The organism is Sorangium sp. So ce362, assembly GCF_051519845.1.
Taxonomy (GTDB): domain Bacteria; phylum Myxococcota_A; class Polyangia; order Polyangiales; family Polyangiaceae; genus Sorangium.
The window spans coordinates 6,008,912-6,025,600 of record NZ_CP150332.1 but is presented as its reverse complement, the minus strand read 5'-3'; the positions used below and the strand labels follow the sequence as shown (position 1 = coordinate 6,025,600).

The 16,689-nt window shown below is 72.0% G+C and carries 15 protein-coding genes; 7 read left to right on the top strand and 8 right to left on the bottom strand.

What is annotated here, in order from left to right; all coding sequences use genetic code 11:
- Positions 1–34 precede the first annotated feature (34 nt).
- Positions 35–1,336, top strand: a complete 1,302-nt coding sequence (locus tag WMF17_RS22975; protein ID WP_437643252.1) for a sigma 54-interacting transcriptional regulator — start codon at positions 35–37, stop codon at positions 1,334–1,336.
- Between the two features lie 173 nt (positions 1,337–1,509).
- Here WMF17_RS22975 and WMF17_RS22970 read toward each other — a convergent pair whose 3' ends face one another.
- Genes WMF17_RS22970 through WMF17_RS22960 form a run of 3 tightly spaced genes read right to left on the bottom strand, consistent with a single transcriptional unit; the run spans position 1,510 to position 4,539 of the window.
- On the bottom strand, positions 1,510–2,193 hold the full coding sequence (locus WMF17_RS22970) for a hypothetical protein (RefSeq protein ID WP_437643250.1): 684 nt from the start codon (positions 2,191–2,193) through the stop codon (positions 1,510–1,512).
- A 59-nt stretch (positions 2,194–2,252) separates the two neighbouring features.
- Positions 2,253–3,413 carry a GNAT family N-acetyltransferase gene (locus WMF17_RS22965; protein WP_437595212.1) on the bottom strand — a complete coding sequence of 387 codons (1,161 nt, stop codon included), beginning with the start codon at positions 3,411–3,413 and terminating at the stop codon, positions 2,253–2,255.
- Positions 3,403–4,539, bottom strand: a complete 1,137-nt coding sequence (locus tag WMF17_RS22960) for a quinone-dependent dihydroorotate dehydrogenase (RefSeq protein WP_437643248.1) — start codon at positions 4,537–4,539, stop codon at positions 3,403–3,405. The genes WMF17_RS22965 and WMF17_RS22960 overlap by 11 nt, the downstream gene beginning before the upstream one ends.
- 283 nt (positions 4,540–4,822) lie before the next feature.
- On the opposite strand from WMF17_RS22960, the gene WMF17_RS22955 reads away from it, so the two are divergent.
- Entirely contained in the window at positions 4,823–6,118 is a 1,296-nt protein-coding gene (locus tag WMF17_RS22955; protein ID WP_437604295.1) for a M18 family aminopeptidase, read from the top strand.
- A 9-nt stretch (positions 6,119–6,127) separates the two neighbouring features.
- On the opposite strand, the gene WMF17_RS22950 is transcribed toward WMF17_RS22955, so the two are convergent.
- Positions 6,128–7,174, bottom strand: a complete 1,047-nt coding sequence (locus WMF17_RS22950) for an agmatinase family protein (RefSeq protein WP_437595210.1) — start codon at positions 7,172–7,174, stop codon at positions 6,128–6,130.
- A gap of 368 nt (positions 7,175–7,542) precedes the next feature.
- Here WMF17_RS22950 and WMF17_RS22945 point away from each other — a divergent pair, with 368 nt between their 5' ends.
- The gene (locus tag WMF17_RS22945) at positions 7,543–8,487 is read left to right on the top strand and encodes a fatty acid desaturase family protein (RefSeq protein WP_437595209.1); all 945 of its coding nucleotides are present in this window, start codon (positions 7,543–7,545) and stop codon (positions 8,485–8,487) included.
- A 194-nt stretch (positions 8,488–8,681) separates the two neighbouring features.
- On the opposite strand, the gene WMF17_RS22940 is transcribed toward WMF17_RS22945, so the two are convergent.
- The gene (locus tag WMF17_RS22940; RefSeq protein ID WP_437643246.1) at positions 8,682–9,143 is read right to left on the bottom strand and encodes a KGG domain-containing protein; all 462 of its coding nucleotides are present in this window, start codon (positions 9,141–9,143) and stop codon (positions 8,682–8,684) included.
- A gap of 368 nt (positions 9,144–9,511) precedes the next feature.
- Entirely contained in the window at positions 9,512–10,597 is a 1,086-nt protein-coding gene (gene serC, locus WMF17_RS22935) for a 3-phosphoserine/phosphohydroxythreonine transaminase (protein ID WP_437595208.1), read from the bottom strand.
- A 194-nt stretch (positions 10,598–10,791) separates the two neighbouring features.
- Between serC and WMF17_RS22930 the strand changes: the two genes are divergently transcribed.
- Both WMF17_RS22930 and WMF17_RS22925 read left to right on the top strand, forming a co-directional pair.
- A complete protein-coding gene (locus WMF17_RS22930; protein WP_437643244.1) occupies positions 10,792–11,754 on the top strand; it encodes a ferritin-like domain-containing protein in 963 nt (320 codons plus the stop codon).
- Positions 11,755–11,779: 25 nt separating this feature from the next.
- On the top strand, positions 11,780–12,970 hold the full coding sequence (locus WMF17_RS22925; RefSeq protein WP_437643242.1) for a 1-aminocyclopropane-1-carboxylate deaminase/D-cysteine desulfhydrase: 1,191 nt from the start codon (positions 11,780–11,782) through the stop codon (positions 12,968–12,970).
- A 61-nt stretch (positions 12,971–13,031) separates the two neighbouring features.
- Here WMF17_RS22925 and WMF17_RS22920 read toward each other — a convergent pair whose 3' ends face one another.
- Positions 13,032–13,649 carry a hypothetical protein gene (locus WMF17_RS22920; RefSeq protein ID WP_437643241.1) on the bottom strand — a complete coding sequence of 206 codons (618 nt, stop codon included), beginning with the start codon at positions 13,647–13,649 and terminating at the stop codon, positions 13,032–13,034.
- A gap of 152 nt (positions 13,650–13,801) precedes the next feature.
- Between WMF17_RS22920 and WMF17_RS22915 the strand changes: the two genes are divergently transcribed.
- The gene (locus tag WMF17_RS22915) at positions 13,802–15,013 is read left to right on the top strand and encodes a hypothetical protein (RefSeq protein WP_437643239.1); all 1,212 of its coding nucleotides are present in this window, start codon (positions 13,802–13,804) and stop codon (positions 15,011–15,013) included.
- A gap of 9 nt (positions 15,014–15,022) precedes the next feature.
- On the opposite strand, the gene WMF17_RS22910 is transcribed toward WMF17_RS22915, so the two are convergent.
- On the bottom strand, positions 15,023–16,057 hold the full coding sequence (locus tag WMF17_RS22910) for a rhomboid family intramembrane serine protease (RefSeq protein ID WP_437595203.1): 1,035 nt from the start codon (positions 16,055–16,057) through the stop codon (positions 15,023–15,025).
- Positions 16,058–16,238: 181 nt separating this feature from the next.
- On the opposite strand from WMF17_RS22910, the gene apaG reads away from it, so the two are divergent.
- Entirely contained in the window at positions 16,239–16,622 is a 384-nt protein-coding gene (gene apaG, locus WMF17_RS22905) for a Co2+/Mg2+ efflux protein ApaG (RefSeq protein WP_437604294.1), read from the top strand.
- Positions 16,623–16,689 lie beyond the last annotated feature (67 nt).

The window sequence follows — 16,689 nt, the reverse complement described above, 5'->3', positions numbered from 1 at the left end:
GGTCAAGCCCGGAGAAATCGAATAACCGTTGGATATGAACTCCACCAGGGATGCGACCCGCGCTCGCGCGGTTCAGTGGTTCGTTCGCGGCGGCACGCTGCGCGTGGCCGGCCGGGATCCTGTCAAGATCGGCATCGCGCCGGTCGTGGTGGGGCGCGATCCGAGCTGCGGTGTGGTCGTCGACGATCCGGAGGTCAGCTCGACACATTGCGAGCTGCGCGCCGAGGGGCCCGGCGTGCTCGTCCGCGATCTCGGCAGCAAGAATGGGACGTTCGTGTCGACGGTGCGCATCCGCGACGCGATCTTGACGGCCGCGTGCGTGATCCAGGTCGGCAGCTCGGTGCTGGGCTTCGAGCCGCTCGACAAGGAGCGCGTCGACGTCGGCTTCGACGAGAGCTTCGGCCCGCTGATCGGCGCCTCGCCGCGGATGCGCCACCTGTTCCGTCTGCTGCGCGAGGTGGCCGCGACGGAGCTGTCGCTGCTCATCACCGGCGAGACCGGCACGGGCAAGGAGCTCGCGGCGCAGGCGATCCACGACGGCTCGGGCCGGCGCGCCGGCCCGTTCATCGTCGTGGACTGCGCCTCGCTGCCCGGCGCGCTGGCCGAGAGCTTCCTGTTCGGGCACGAGCGGGACGCCTTCCCGGGGGCGACAGAGCGCAAGGGCGGCGCGTTCCACGAGGCGAACGGCGGGACGATCTTCCTCGACGAGCTGGGCGAGCTGCCGCCCGAGCTCCAGCCGAAGCTGCTCCGCGTGCTGTCCGAGCGGAAGCTGAAGCGCGTCGGGTCGCGGGTCTACGAGCCCGTCGACGTGCGGATCATCGCGGCGACCCGCAGCGATCTCGGCCGCAGCATGAACACCGGGCGCTTCCGGAGCGATCTCTTCTTCCGGATCGCCCAGATGCGCGTCGAGCTGCCGCCGCTCCGCGAGCGGCGCGAGGACATTCCGCTGCTCGTCGAGAGCGTCTGCGCGCGCCTCGGGTGCTCGGAGCGCGCCGTGGAGATGGTCAATCTCATCACGACGACGCTCGGCCAGCACGATTTCCCGGGCAACGTCCGCGAGCTCATGAACGTCACGAGCGTGGCCGCGAGCCTGCCGCCCGGGGCCGAGGCGATCGCGGCGATCCTCCCGCTCGAGGGCGGCAGCGACGTCGTCGCGCCGACGTCGGCCTTCGGCGAGGCGAAGCGGAGCGCCGTCGCGGCGTTCGAGCAGCGCTACTTCAGCGAGCTGATCCGCGCGACGAGCGGCAACGTCAGCGAGATGGCGCGACGCGCCGGCATGGAGCGCCACCACGTGCGGATGTTCCTGCGGAAGCACGGGCTGACCGCGAAGCAGTGAGGCGGCGCACGCCTCCCGCGCTGCGGCCTCTCGCCTTCAGGCGTCAAGGATTGATCTCGTGAAACGCTGAGAGAGAATTTTAACCACAGAGGCACAGAGGACACAGAGTTAAGAATTCTTTGATTCTCTCCTCTGTGCCCTCTGCGCCTCTGTGGTTCGTCTTTCTTGGCCTTCTAGGCGCCGCCCGCGCCGGCGGCGCCGCCGCTGCCGCCGGTGCCGGCCGGGTCGCCGCCCACGCCGCTGCCGCCGGTGCCGGCCGGGTCGCCGCCCACGCCGCTGCCGCCGGTGCCGCCCTCGCCGCCGCCGCCCGTCGTGGCCGCGGTGGTCGTGGCCGGGTTGCCGCCGCAGCGCTCCGCGGAGCGGCAATCGGTGCAGGAGCAGCCCTCGAAGTACGGCGCGCACGAGCCGTTGTCCGTGCAATGGTCGGTGCACCGGGGCGTGTCCGTGCAATCGGGGCAGGTGCAATCCTCGTTGAGGTTGCACCCCTCGGCGTCGTTGCACCCGCGCGACGGGCTGCATTCGGCGACGCTGTTGGCGCAGTCCTGGCAGGTGCAATCCTCGCCGTCGGGGGCGTCGGGCCGCAGATCGCAGGCGCCGTCGTCGTTGCAGAAGCCGAGGCAGCTCGCCGTGTCCGCGCAATCGGGGCAGCCGCAGCTCTCGGGGACCTGGGCGAGGATCGTGCACCGCCCGTCCGGGCTGCCGCCGAAGCAGCCGAAGCCGAGCGAGCCGCCGGCGCCGGCGACCGTCGCCACCGTTGTCGTCGAGGTCGCGTCGGTCGCCGGATTGCTCGAGCAGCCGCCGCTCACGGCGAACCCGACGACGATGGAGGAGGTGAGGAGGGCAAGAAAGGCGCGCATGCCCGACAGCATCTCTCCCGCGAGCGCGTCACGTCAACACCGCGCGTCGTCAGGAGCGCTCAACGGAATGCCACGTTCCTGTCCGCCGTCTTCGCGCGGACGGCGGCGCGCTCGCGGACAAGGAAGTCGCGCACCGCAGCGTCGAGGCGCGGATGCGCGAGGTGGTGGGCGCTGTGGGTGATGCTCGGAGCGAACCCGCGTACGAGTTTGTGCGACCCGCCGGCGCCCGGCTCGAAGCGGCGCAGTCCCCGGGCGATGCAGTCCTCGACCGGATGATAATAGCAGACGTTGAAATGCAGGAAGGGGCGCTCCTCCGAAGCGCCCCAGTAACGGCCGTAGAGCGTCGTCGGCCCGGCGAGGTTGAGCGCGCCCGCGATGGGGCGTCGGCCGTCCCGCGCGAGGACGATCTCGACGCCTCCCCGGCCCCCGGCGCGCTCCCCGGAGGAGCGGAGCCGGGCCGCGATCTCCTCGAAGAAGGCACGGTTCAGGTACTGCCGGCCCCAGGCGAACTTCTCCACCGTGGAGGCGTAGTAGTCGAACATCACGTCCACGATCTCGGGCGTGATCTCCGCGCCGCGCAGCGTCTCGATCGACAGGCCCTGCCTCGAGACCTCGCGCATCTCGCGCCGGATCTGGTGCCGCCTCTTCGCGTTGAAGCGCGCGAGGAAGTCGTCGAGCGTCCCATACCCCTCGTTCTCGAACTGGAACTGGATGCCCGAGCGGTGCGCCATCGCCGCGCCGGAGAGGGCGACGGCCTCGTCCTCGGTCGGGAACAGGACGTGGGCGCCCGAGATGCGGCTCCGCGCGACGAGCTGGCGGAGCGTCTCGGCGAACACCTGGAGGAGCGCCGGCCGGTCCTCCGGGCGGCGCACGAGCAGGCGCGGCGACGTGGCGGGCGTGAACGGCACCGCCACGACGAGCTTCGGGTAGTACGGCGCGCCGAGCTGGTGGGACGCCGACGCCCAGCCTTGATCGAAGACGAACTCCCCCTCGCTGTTGTCCTTGAGGTACGCGGGCGCGGCGGCGAGCAGGACGCCCTCGGCCCGGAGCGTGATGTGGTGGGGCAGCCAGCCCGCCTCCTCGCCCACGCACCCCGTCCGCTCCAGCGCGTCGAACCACGCCCAGGAGAGGAACGGCGCCTCGCCCGCGCCGTCGAGCGCGTCCCACTCGCTCTCCGGGATCTCGCGGATGGCGCCGTGGACGTGCGCTTCAAGCTCCATGGTCGATCATCGCAGCGTGGGCCGCGCCGCCCGACCGGCCGGTGAGCTCCTGGATCGACCGCGCGCCGGAGCGCGCCACGAGGTCCGACAGCCCGCGCGCGATCGCGGCGGGGAGGAGGGGGCCGCCGTAGATGAAGCCGGTGTAGAGCTGCACGAGGTCGGCGCCCGCCTTGAGCTGGTCCATCGCGTGCTCCGCCGACTCGATGCCGCCGGCGCCGATCACCGTGACGCCGCTCCCGAGGCGCGCGCGGATCCGCCGCACCATCGCGAGCGAGCGCTGCCGGAGCGGCGGGCCGCTCAGCCCGCCCGCGCCCATGGCCTCGACGGCCGCCGCGCCCGTCGCGAGCCCGTCGCGCCGCACGGTCGTGTTCGTCGCGATGACGCCGGCGAGGCCGACCTCCTCCACGACGGCGAGCAGCGCCTCGAGCTCCTCGTCGCCGAGGTCCGGGGCGACCTTGATGAGCAGCGGCAGCGGCGTCCCGGCGCCGCGGTTCTCCCGCGCGATCGCCGAGAGGAGCGCCCGCGCGATCGCCGGCCCCTGCATGGCCCGGAGGTCCTTTGTGTTCGGCGACGACACGTTGATCACGACGAAGTCGGCCGCGCGCCGCACCTCCCGGAAGCTCGCGAGGTAGTCCTCGATCGCGGGCTCGATCGGATCGAGCGGCGCGACGCGGGACTTGCCGATCGAGATGCCCACCGGCACGCCGACGGCCGGCGCGCCGCCGCGGCCCTGGAGCCGCTCGGTGACGCGCGCGGCGCCCTGGTTCGGGAACCCGAGCCGGTTGATGAGCGCCCTGTCGGCCGGCAGCCGGAAGAGGTTCGGCGGCGGGTTCTCGGCCTGGGGCTGCGCCGTGACGGTCCCGAGCTCGACGAAGCCGAAGCCCAGGGCGGCGAGCGCGCGGGCCCGGCGGGCGTCCTTGTCGAAGCCGCCCGCCAGGCCGAGCGGGGAGGGGAAGTCGAGCCCCAGGGCGCGCACCGCGATGCGCCCGTCGCGGGGCGCGAGGCGGGCGCGCACGAGGGCGCGGAGCGGCGCCGCGTGCTCGAGCGGGGCGAGCGCGAGCATGCCGAGCTCGTGCGCCAGGCGGGGCGGCAGCGCGAAGAGGAGCGGTCGGACGAGGCGGTACATCGGGGCGCGTCTCCGTTGCGTGCGCGGCGCCGGAGGGGCCGGCGCGCGGCGCAGCGGTGGGCGATACCACGACGCACCGGGCGCGTGTGCCGCCATCTCGGAGAGGCGCGCGAGGCGCGCGAGGGGGCGCGGGCGCGATCCGGGCGAGCGCGCGCCGGGCGAGGCGCGCGTCGGCTCTGCTAGACTCGGCGCCCCCATGACGGCCCCCGAGATCCTCGATCGCCCAGGCGATCCCAAGCCATCGACCGACCTTGGCGAGCGCTTCGCGAAGAGCGCGGACGAGATGTCGGCGCTGCGCGAGCGCGGCGTCGCCGCCGCGCGCGACCTCTGCGCCTTCATCGATCGCGCGCCGACGCCGTACCACGCCGTCCGGGAGGTCGCCTCGCGGCTCGCGGCGGCGGGCTTCTCGGAGCTCGGGGAGCGCGACGCGTGGGCGATCGCGCCGGGCGATCGCCGCTTCGTCATCCGGGGCGGGTCGACGATCGTCGCGTTCGTCGCCGGGGTCGAGCACCCGGCGCTGGGCGGCTTCCGCGTCCTCGGCGCGCACACCGACTCGCCGAACCTCCGGGTGAAGCCGAGCGCCGAGCTCTCGCGGAGCGGCTACCAGCAGCTCGGGGTCGAGGTCTACGGCGGCGTGCTGTACTCGACCTGGCTCGATCGCGACCTCAGCGTGGCCGGCCGCGTCCACCTCCGCAGGGACGGCCGGATCGAGCGCCACCTCGTCGACCTCGGCCGCCCCGTCGCGCGCATCCCGAACCTCGCGATCCACCTGAGCCGCGGGGTCAACTCGGAGGGGCTCGTGCTCAACGCGCAGAAGCACCTCGTCCCCGTGATCGGCCTCGGCCGGGAGGCCGATCTGCACGCCCAGCTCGCGCGCGCGGTCGACGCGCCGCGCGACGCCGTCCTCGGCTTCGATCTCTGCCTGTACGACACGCTCAAGGCGTCGCTCGGCGGGCTCGCCGACGAGTTCATTTTTGCATCCCGGCTGGACAACCTCGCGAGCTGTCACGCCGCGACCACCGCGCTGATCGGCGCGGGCGCTCCCGGCGCGGCGACGCGGGTCGTCGCGCTCTACGACCACGAGGAGTGCGGCAGCCGGAGCGCGGTGGGGGCGGCGGGCAGCGTGCTGCGCGACGTGCTCGCGCGGATCGTCGACGCCTACCCGGCGCGCGAGCCGCAGGCGTTCGCCCGGGCGATGGCGGGCTCGCTGCTCCTCTCGGCGGACATGGCCCACGCGGTGCACCCGAACTACGCCGACCAGCACGAGCCGCGCCACGCCCCGCAGATCAACCGCGGGCTCGTCATCAAGTCGAACGCGAACCAGTCCTACGCCACCGACGGCGCGACGGCCGCCGCGCTCGAGGCGCTCTGCCACGACGCGGGCTACGCGCCGCAGCGCTTCGTCGTGCGCAGCGACCTCCCGTGCGGCAGCACGATCGGCCCGATCACCGCGGCCGCGCTCGGGATCGCCACGGCCGACGTCGGCGCGCCGATGCTGAGCATGCACTCCTGCCGCGAGATGGCCGGCACGCTCGACGTCCACCTCTCCATCGAGACCTACCGCCGCGCCCTCGCCTGAGCGCCGCGCCTAGCGGTTGTCTTGGGATAGCAGCGTGAAGCCGATCAGCTTGTAGAGCAGGCGCGCGCCGACGTTGCCGTCCCAGTCGTCGTGGTCGTCCTTGGGCGCGACCTCGTTCAGGTCGAAGCCCACGATGCGCCGCCCGCTCTTGTGGATGCGCCCGATCAGCGCGACGGCCTGCTGGAACGACAGGCCTCCGGGCACGGGCGTGCCTGTGCTCGGGCACAGCGTCGGATCGAGCCCGTCGATGTCGAAGGTCACGTAGACGTCGTCCGGGAGATCCTCCACGATCGCGTCGGCGATCAGGTGGAACGGCTCCCCCTCGAAGAGCCGATCGGCGATCGCGGCGTCGACGTGGGCGACCACGCGTCCGTTCGACGCGCGGATGAACCTGAGCTCGTCCTCGCTCATGTCGCGCAGCCCGACCTGGACGATCCGCGAGATCTTCGGGTGGCGGGTCGCGACGTTGTGCATGATCGAAGCGTGGGAGTCGGTGAATCCCTCGTACGCGTCGCGCAGGTCGGCGTGCGCGTCGACGTGGAGGATCCCCATTCCGGGGTAACGCTCGGCGTGCGCCGCGATCGTGCCGTAGGGCGCGGAGTGGTCGCCGCCGACGACGCCGACGAGCTTGCCCCGCTCCATCCACCGCATGGCGAGCTCGGTGACGCGCTCGTTCAGCCGGCGCGACAGCGCGTTGACCGCCGCGAGGCGCGCCTCGAGGTCCCGGTCGCCGGCGACCGCCCCCTGGGCCGTGATCACCGGCTCGGCCGCCGCGCACGCCTCGGCGTTCCAGCGCACGATGTCGGGGTCGACGTCGAGCATCGAGATGCCCTGCTCGTACGGCCTGCCCGTGTGCAGGTCGAAGAGGTCGACCTGCCGGCTGGCCCGCAGGATCGCCGAAGGCCCCTTGGCGGCGCCGCGGCGGTAGGACACCGTCGGCTCCCAGGGCACCGGGATGAGGACCACTCGAGCGTCCTCGGCCGTGTGTGGCAGCCCGTAGATCCCGTTGCCAACCGCAGGACCGTTCGGATCGAAACCGAGAGGGGATGAGCTCACGCGGCCACGTTGGCGGTTCGCGACAAGGTCGTCAAGCGCGAGCCTCGCCCGCCAGACGCGCGGCGGAGCGCTCCGCTTCACGCTCCGCAGAGCACCGCGGAGCGACCTCCACACCCGGGATCGCCGGCGCGAGGTGCGTAGAGGTGATCGCACCGAGCGCGGGACATCGTCGTGAAACACCGGTGTCGTGCGCGACGACGCGAAGCGCCCGTCGGGATGCAACTTGGGGCTTCCAGCACCGACGAAATGGGGTACGAAGGGTGCCCAGACGATGGATGACGGGCCTCCGCGCCCGTTCGGAGCGGCCAGCGCCGCGGCGCGCTGCCGGTCGGTCCGGCGCGCGGCCCATCGCACCCTGAAGAACAGCCATGCTCCGGTACCGCGCCGATATCAAGACGCTCCTCTTCGTCGCGACGTATTTCGCCCTCGTGGCGGTGCAATGGGTCTACGCGCCGCGCGCGCTCGGGCTCGCGATTCCGCTCTTCGCGATGACCTGCGCGTTCTCGTTCCTCGGCGCCGTCGCGACCCACAACTCGGTCCATTGCCCCGTCTTCCGGCGGCGCTGGATGAACCGCGCGTTCCAGGTCGCGCTCACGCTCACCTACGGGCACCCGGTCAGCGCCTACGTCCCCGGGCATAACCTCAGCCACCACAAGTACACGCAGTCCCGGCGCGACGTGATGCGGACGACGAAGGTGCGCTATCGGTGGAACCTGCTGAACGGGCTCCTCTTCATGAGCCGCGTGGTCCGGGACATCCTGCCCGCCGACATGCGCTACTTCAAGGCGATGTACCGGCGCAACCCGCCGTGGTTCCGGCAGATGCTCCTCGAGTCGGCGGTGTTCCTCGGCACGATGGGCGCCCTCCTCGCGCTCGACTGGAAGAAGTTCCTCCTCTACGTGCTGATCCCGCACCAGTACGCCGCGTGGGGGATCGTCACCATGAACTACCTCCAGCACGACGGCTGCGACGAGGACAGCGAGCACGACCACTCGCGCAACTTCGTCGGCCGGCTGGTCAACTGGTGGACGTACAACAACGGCTTCCACTCCATCCATCACATGGAGCCCGGCCTCCACTGGAGCCTCTTGCCGGCCGAGCACGCGAGGCGCGTGGCGCCGTTCATCCACCCGAACCTCGACCAGCCCTCGCTCCCCGCCTACCTGCTCCGCACCTTCGTCTGGCCCGGAAAGCGCCTGCGCTACGACGGCGCCCCGGTCGTGCTCCCGCAGGAAGAGCCTGACGAGGAGTGGATCCCCGGCCCGAAGGAGACGCCGAGCGACGTCTCGCTGGGCGCGATCGCGCCGAGCTGACGCCCGGTCTGCTGTCCTTCACGCGAAGGACACCCCTGCGGCGTGGGTGAGGGCCGCGGCGACCGCGGCCCTCGCCATCCCTGGATACGTTTGAAGACGCAGCTTGCGGCCACGACCGGGAGCCCCGGGTCGTGGACGGCGCAAGCATGCAGGGCTGGCCCGGCGCCTCGGCACCGGGCTCTCGCCTCCCCTGGTCAGCGCGGCTGATTCTCCCGCGGCTGGTCTCCCCGCGACTCGCCGCCCCGGCGACCGATCTCGGCCATGTGCTGGCGATCGCCGCTCACGGCCTCGCCCCCCTTGCGTCCGATCTCGGCCATATGGGCCCGGTCCTGGCTCACGCGCTCGCCGCCCCGACGCCCGATCTCGGCCATGTGCTTGCGGTTCTGGCTGACGACCTCGCCGCCCTTCTTGCCGGCGGCGCGGGCCTCGTCGCGGGTGAACTCGTGGGCCGTGCCTTTCTCGTGGGCTGCCTTCCCGCCCTTGCTGGCGATCTTGCGCTGACGCTCCTCATCCATGGCGGCGAACCCACGCTGCTGCCGCTCAATTGCCCTCTGCGTCGCTGACGAAGGCGGGGGCTCGCTCGGCGAGGCCCCTTTCTCCTCCTGGTCCTCCTCACTCCTGGAAATCATCCCACGATCATCCATGCTCGCCATCATCCTCTCCTTACGGTTGGCTCGCTCGATTCAGGTCTCCGAACGGGGCCTGCGAGCCGGTCGAGGGCGGCGCTTTCCGTCCCCGGCCGGTCCGGGCGAGGCCGGCGATGTCCGCCCCCTCCCGGTATCGGTCGGGGATCCAGCGTTCGCCATCCCCTCCCGGTGCCGATCGGGAAGCGGCGTTCACCGCCTCCCTCCCAGCTGCGGAAAGGCCGACAGGCCCTTTCCGCGGGGGCCTGTTGTACCGGGCGGAACAACGTCAAGCGGGCTGAAGGTTGGGACGCGACGAATTGAGGGGAAGCTCACCAGAGACGCTTTTGAAAACCGAGGTGAGCCTGGAAATACCGAGAATGTCGTGCTCCCGCTGCGCGTCATGCCCTCTTGGCGAAGTCCCGCATGAACGCCGTGAGGCGCTCCACCGACTCCACAGAGACTGCGTTGTAGATCGAAACCCGGATACCCCCGGTCGACCTGTGTCCGGCGAGGCCCACCATACCCTCCTTTGCCGCTTCGGCGACGAAGCGTTTTTCCATCTCCTCGCTGGCCAGCCGGAACACCACGTTCATGAACGAACGGCTCTCCTTCTCGACCGGAGCCCGGAAAATCTCCGGATGTGCGTCGAGGGTTTCGTACAACAGCTCACCCTTCTTGCGATTCCGCCGCTCGACCTCTTCGAGCCCACCGATCTCAAGCGTATACGCGAGCACGTTGCGCATGAGGTAGATTGCGAATGTCGGAGGTGTGTTGTAGAGCGAGTTGTTGGCTGCGTAAGTGGCATAACGGAAAATGACAGGAATGTCTTTTCGCCCGCTGTCAACAAGGTCCTTCCGGGCGATCACGACCGTGATCCCGCTCGGCCCGATGTTCTTCTGGGCGCCGGCGTAGATCAGGGCAAACCTGGAGATATCCATCTTCCGCCACAGGATGTCGGACGACATGTCGGCGACGAGCGGCACGTCGCCCGTCTCCGGCAGCCAGTGCCACTGCGTCCCGAACAGCGTGTTGTTCGTCGTCATGTGGACGTAGGCAGCGTTCGGATCGAGCGAGAGCTCGCTCTGGTGGGGGATGCGGGTGTAGCGCTTGTCGACGGCGGTGCTCGCGGCGACGCGGACGGTCCCGACGCGCTTCGCCTCGTCCAGGGCCTTCTCGGACCAGCCGCCGGTCAGGAGGTAGTCGGCGCTCCTGCCGGGCGGCAGGAGGTTCATCGGCACGACTGCGAACTGCATCGCCGCGCCGCCCTGCATGAACAGCACGTGGTAGTCGTCCGAGAGGCCGAGCAGCTGCCGGAGCAGCGAGATCGCCTCTTTGTGCACCGCATCGAACGCCTTGCCGCGGTGGCTGTGCTCCATGATCGACATGCCCGTCCCCTCGAAGTCGAGGAGCTCGCGCTGAGCGCGCTCGAGGGCGGGAAGGGGGAGCCCGGCAGGGCCGGCGTTGAAGTTGTGGACGCGCGCCATGGTGCTTCTCCTGAGGTTCAAGTCGGCGGTTCCTGATGCCGCCGCCGCGGCCGTATACCACGGGGGACGCCGGCTCCGCCCGGGCGAGCCGAGCAAGGGCCCGGGCGCGGCGGCCCAGGACCACGCCGAGCGCTGCGTCTCGGGCCTGCCCGGGGCCGCGATCTGGGCTAAATTCACCGCTCCGGAGGCGAACGATGCTGGTGACCCGCGAAGAGATGGCGTTCGATTTCCAGGGCGCCAAGCTCGATCCCGTCAAGGACAAGGACGTGATCGTCTGGGCCGTCCAGCAGTTCCTCTACGGAGAGATCACCGGCGTCCAGATCGGCCACTGGCTCTACAACGCCCCGGATCTGGAGTCCGCGCGCTTCCTCGCGCGCCAGGCCGTCGAGGAGTTCCAGCACGTCGGCAACTTCCTCCGCATCCTCGAGATCCTCGGCGCGCCGCCGGAGAAGGCCGCCTGGAGCGTGCGCTTCCTCGCGACCGGCCTCATGGGCGGCGACTGGTCCGAGCACGTCGCCCTCGAGATGGCGCTCGGCGAGGGCCTCGTCCTCCAGGCGTTCTACGCGATGATCGACACCGTGGACGAGCCGGAGATCGTCGCGATCCTGAAGCGCGGCGTGCGGCAGGAGGAGCGCCACGTCGACTTCGGCGAGCAGCAGACGAGGAAGGCGATCGCGGGCAGGCCCGCGCTCCGGCGGCGGCTGCTCGGCCTCGCGCTCGTGTCGCTCTGGGGCGTGTCGCGGCTCGACGCGTTCATGAAGAAGCGCCTGCCGAAGGACCACCCGGCGCTGAAGCGCCTGCCCGATCTGGTCCGTCACTCGGTGCGGATCGCGGAGCTCCGGCTGACGCGCATCGGCCTGACCGACGCGCCGCTCTCGTCGATGTCGGCCGCCCGCAAGCTCGCGCTCGTGGCGGAGGCGTACGCGGGCAAGCTCGCGTTCGGCCTCGCGTCGTGGGTGCTCTCGGTGCTCCTCTCGCCGCTCCGGCTGCTCGGCCTCGCGGGGCCGAAGCGGCTGACGGACACGTACCTGAGCGATCCGCTGGTCGTGGGCGGCGGCCGGCTCGGCGCCGCGGCGGCGGACGACCCGAGCGACGCCGGCGAGCAGGCGGGTCCGGGCGGCTCCCCGGCGGGGCACGGCGCGGCGGCGCGCGCCTGAGCGCGTGGGAGCGCGGGTGGCGCGGGTGGTTGACGACGAGGAGGGGCGAGCCGCCGGGGCGCCCGGCGGAGCCGCCGGGGCGCCCGGCGGAGCCGCCGGGGCGCCCGGCGCAGCGGCGACCGCCGGCGCGACGCGGAGCTCCCTCCCCGCTTCCCGGGAGCTGCCGCTCTTCGCCGAGCTGCCCGAGCTCTCGGGGCGGATCCCCTGGCGTCCCCTCGCGCATGCGCCGACGCCGGTCGTCCCCTGCGCTGCGATCGAGGGCTACCTCGGCCGCGGCGGTGTCTGGGTCAAGCGCGACGACGTGATCTCGCCGCTCTACGGCGGCAACAAGGTGCGGCGCTTCGAGTTCTTGCTCGCCGACGCGGAGCGGCGCGGGGCGCGGACGCTCGTCACGGTCGGCGGGCTCGCGTCGACGCAGGTCATGGCCACGGCCCTCTTCGGTCGGGCGCTCGGCTTCGCCGTCGTCGCGGTCCTGTTCGACCAGCCGATCACCCGGTTCGGCCGCAGCGCGCTCCTCGCCGACGCGGCCAGCGGCGCGGAGCTCGTCCACGGCGGCGGGTACGCGACCACCGCGCTCCGGGCGATCCGGGCGCTGCGCCGGGCCGAGCGGCCCTACTTCATCCTGCCCGGCGCCTCGGCCGCGCTCCCGTGCCTCGGCTACGTCGACGCCATGCTCGAGCTCGCCGAGCAGGTCCGGCGCGGCGAGGCGCCGCGTCCCGATCGCATCGTCGTCCCCTCGGGGACGGGCGGGACGCTGGCGGGGCTCGCGCTCGGCGCGGCGATGCTCGGCTGGCCGACCACGATCGTCGGCGTGCGCATCACCGAGCGCGTCGCCTCGAACCGCGCCGTCGTCCGGTACGAGGTCCGCAACATGATGCGCCTCCTCGCCCGGCGCGCGCCGCGCTTCACCCGGCGGCGGCTCCCGCCTGTCCGCTTCGCGATCGATCACCGCGCGATCGGCCCCGGCTACGGCGCGCCGACCCCCGCGTCGATCGCCGCGATCCCCGAGGTGGAGCGGCTCATCGGCGTGCCGGGGGAGATCACGTACAGCGCCAAGGCGCTCGCCGCGCTGCGCGAGATCGGCCGGGAGCACCCGGGGGAGACGATCCTCCTCTGGCAGACGCTCTCGAGCGCGCGCCCGCCGCTCGCGGAGGGCGGCGCCGCGGCGCTGCCGCCTGCGTTCGCGAGGTTCTTCGAGGGGGACGTCGCGTACTGAGGGCGCGGCGCGCGGCCGAGCTCCTGTCGTGAGGGCGCGGCGCACGGCGGCGCGCGCCGGATCACTTCACGCGCAGGCTGTCCACGAGCTTGTCGAAGTCGGCGCGCGCCGCGGTGACCGTCTTCTCGGGGCCGGTCATCTTGAGGAACCAGAGGTCGCCGGAGGGCGTTTCGGCGATCGCGCCGAGCAGGCCGTAGCTCGACTTCGGATCCTGGGCGGGCATGCCGGGCATCCCGGAGCCGGCGAACGTCCCTTTGACCTCGACGACCGTGACCTGGATGTCCTTGACCTTGAGCTCGGTGCGCTTCGGAGAGTCGTCGCTCTTCTGGGAGAACTGGCCGACCCAGCGCGTGATGTTCGCGTCCACGCTGCCGCCGGCCTGGCTGATGCTGAGCTCGGCGTCCTCGGTGTCGCCCGCGGCGCGCTTGATCTTGTACGTGGCCTTGCGCATCGTGTTGGGGTTCGGCGCGCTCTCGAAGCTCGCGGGGGCGTCCCAGACGAGCTCGCCCGCGGCCGCCTGCTGGCCGCCGGCGGGCGCCGGCGTCGGGGCGGGCGCCGCGGGCTTGCTGGTCGCCGGCGGCTCGGGCGCCGACGTGGCCGTCGGCTCGGGGGTCTTCGAGCACGCCGCGGCGAGCGTGGCGACGAGCGGCAGGACCATGGCGGAGCGGAGCTTGATCATCGTGGGGTGCCTCGGCGGGGGTTCGCCGCGACTGTAGTCGCCGCGCCCGGAGCCTCAAGCCGGATCGGATCTGCGAGGGCGCTTCCAGCGCTCCAGACGGAGGCGCTGTCGGTCGTGCAGCCACGCGCGCCGCCGTGATACCACCAAAATTCATGGAGCCCACCCTCCGGCGCGCCTTCAACGCTGCCTTCGGCCCGTCGATCTACGCGGATACTCTGGGCCGCCTCGAGCGGCGGCTCGGATGCTCGATCCCGTTCCGCGTCGCCGAGACGCCGCTGTTCCTGCCGGGCAGGCTGCGCGAGGACCTCGAGCGCTCCGCGACGGAGATCGTTCAGCAGATCTCGCGCCCGGCGCTCATCGAGCAGATGAAGCGCGCCATCCCCGCGCACCTCGACGTCCCCGGCATGGACGCGCTCCCCAACTGCGCGCAGGTGGACTTCGCGATCGTGCGCGGTCCGGACGGCGAGCTCGAGGGCAAGGTGGTCGAGCTGCAGGCGTTCCCGTCGCTGTACGCGCTCATGCTCGTGCAGACCGAGATCATGGCCGAGGTGCTCGCCGGGATGCCCGGGCTCGACCGGCGCTGGTCGTGCTGCTTCGGGGGCCGGAGCCGCGACGACGTCGTCGCGCAGCTGCGCCGCGCGATCCTCGCGGGCGAGCCCGAGGAGTCGGTGGTGCTGCTCGATCTCGCGCCGGAGCAGCAGAAGACCTACCCGGATTTCGTGGCGACGAAGCTCCTCGTCGGCGTCGACGCCGTCTGCCCGACGGCGCTCGTCCGGGAGAGGAACCGGCTGTTCCGCCGCGTGAACGGGCGGCTCGTCCCCGTCCGCCGGCTGTACAACCGCGTCGTGTTCGACGAGCTCGAGTCGAAGCGCGTCGAGCTCCCGTTCCGGTACGACGAGCCGCTCGACGTCACGTGGTGCTCGCACCCGAACTGGTACTGGACCTGGTCGAAGTACACGCTGCCCTACCTCGACCATCCGGCGGTCCCGCGGGCGCGGACCCTGAGCGCGCTCGAGGGCGTGCCTCCGGATCTCGAGCGCTACGTGCTCAAGCCGCTGTTCTCCTTCGCGGGCTCCGGGGTGAAGGTCGACGTCACGCCCGAGCACATCGCGGCCATCCCGGAGGGGGAGCGCTCGAGGTGGCTGCTCCAGGAGAAGATCGCGTACGAGCCGGCGCTCCTGATGCCTGACGGGACCGGGGTGAAGGCCGAGGTCCGGATGATGTTCCTGCGCGCGCCGGACGAGCCCGAGCTCTCGCTCGTGCTGAACCTGGTGCGGCTATCGCGCGGGAGGATGCTCGGGGTCGATCAGAACCGGGATCTGACCTGGGTGGGCGGCACGGTGGGGATCTGGCCGGTCGACTGAGGTCGCGCGTCAGGCGTGGAGTGCGAGCTGCCACGCGCCGAGGACGAGCCCGGCCGCGGTCGCGCCCAGCGCGACCTGGACGAGGGGGCGGCGCGGCGAGGGCCGGTTGCGCAGCGACAGGCCGGCGACGAGCCCGATCCCGGCGCCGCTGATCAGGCCGAAGGCGTGCGCCCCGAGGTCGGCGCGCGGGCTCGCGCCGAGGGCGCCGAGGAGGGCGAGGCCGCCCACGAGCGGCGCGACGAGCTGGAGGAGGTGGCGCTTCTCGCCGCTGTCCTTGTCGTGCGCGCGGTCGAGCATGAGCTGCGTGGCGGCGAGCAGCCCGATCGCGCCGAACACCGCGGTGGAGGCGCCGATCGAGGCGTGGTGCTGGCCGAGGCTCTGGTGCCAGAGCGCGTTCGCGAGGTTCCCGAGCGTGCCCGAGGCGACGAGGGCGAGCGCGGTGCCGCCCGGCCCGAGGCGGCGCTGCACGGCGGACGCGAAGATCGTCCCGGAGATGACGTTGCCGATCACGTGGGCCGAGTCGGCGTGCAGCGTGAGCGCGGTGATGGCGCGCCACGGCTCGGGTCCCACGACGAGGTCGGCGACGGAGGCGCCGCGCTGGAACAGGCGCCCGCCGCCGCTCGCGGGGCCGGTGACGAGGAAGAAGAAGAGGGCGAGCGCGGCGAACGCGACGCCCGCGACCATGGACGGCGGGTGGCGCGGGCGCTCGCGCGGGCGGCGCGGGGGCCAGTCGCGGTTCTCCGCTTCGTACCGATCGATCGAGCTTGCGGCGAAGGCATAGTCCTCGTCGCGCACGAGGAGCACCCAGCCTGCCTGGGTGTAACGCACCGCGTGCCAAAGCTCGCTCGACTGGAGGACGAGGGCCCACTCGCGGACCTTGCGTTCCGGCGTGACGGGCCCGATGGCCGTGAGCCCGAGCCCGTGGTTTTCCCCCTCTCCGCCGGGGGCATCGCTGCTCTCGACCATCGCCGCCCTCTCGCCGTGCGCCGGTGGCAGGATCGCGATCGGGACGAACCGCTCGCCTGCAGCATCTCGAGCACCCATACGGTCTTGTTCGCCCACGGCGGGTTCCTCCACGGCTGGTTGACCCCAGGTTCGACGAAACCTGAGGATGAGGCCGGAGGCTGTCAACGCCGCCGCTCGGGGAGCCCGACCGCCTCTGTCCCGGCGCGCTCCGCGCGGCCGGACCCTTGTGCGCGCGGCGCAGCGGTGGCAGTGCGTGGTTGTGTCGACAGCCATCACGCAGGGCATCCGGGTTACCGTCTCGACGGTGTACGTCCCCACGCAGTCATCCCCGACGGAGCATCGCTACGTCTTTGCCTACACCGTGCGGATCGCGAACGAAGGCACCGAGCCTGCCCAGCTGAGGACGCGGCACTGGATCATCACGCACGGCAGCGGGAAGGTGGAGGAGGTGCGCGGCCCCGGGGTGGTTGGCCAGCAGCCCTCGCTCAAGCCTGGCGAGCACTTCGAGTACACGAGCGGCTGTGTGCTCGAGACCCCTCGCGGCACGATGCGCGGCACCTACCAGATGCACCGCGCTGACGGCCGCGCCTTCGACGCCGAGATCGCGCCCTTCACCCTCGCGATGCCGCACTCGCTGAACTGACCCTCGCCAGCTGGGAAGAGCCAGCGGGGAGGGGGCCCGCGCGCACGGGCACCCCCTCCCCGCTGGC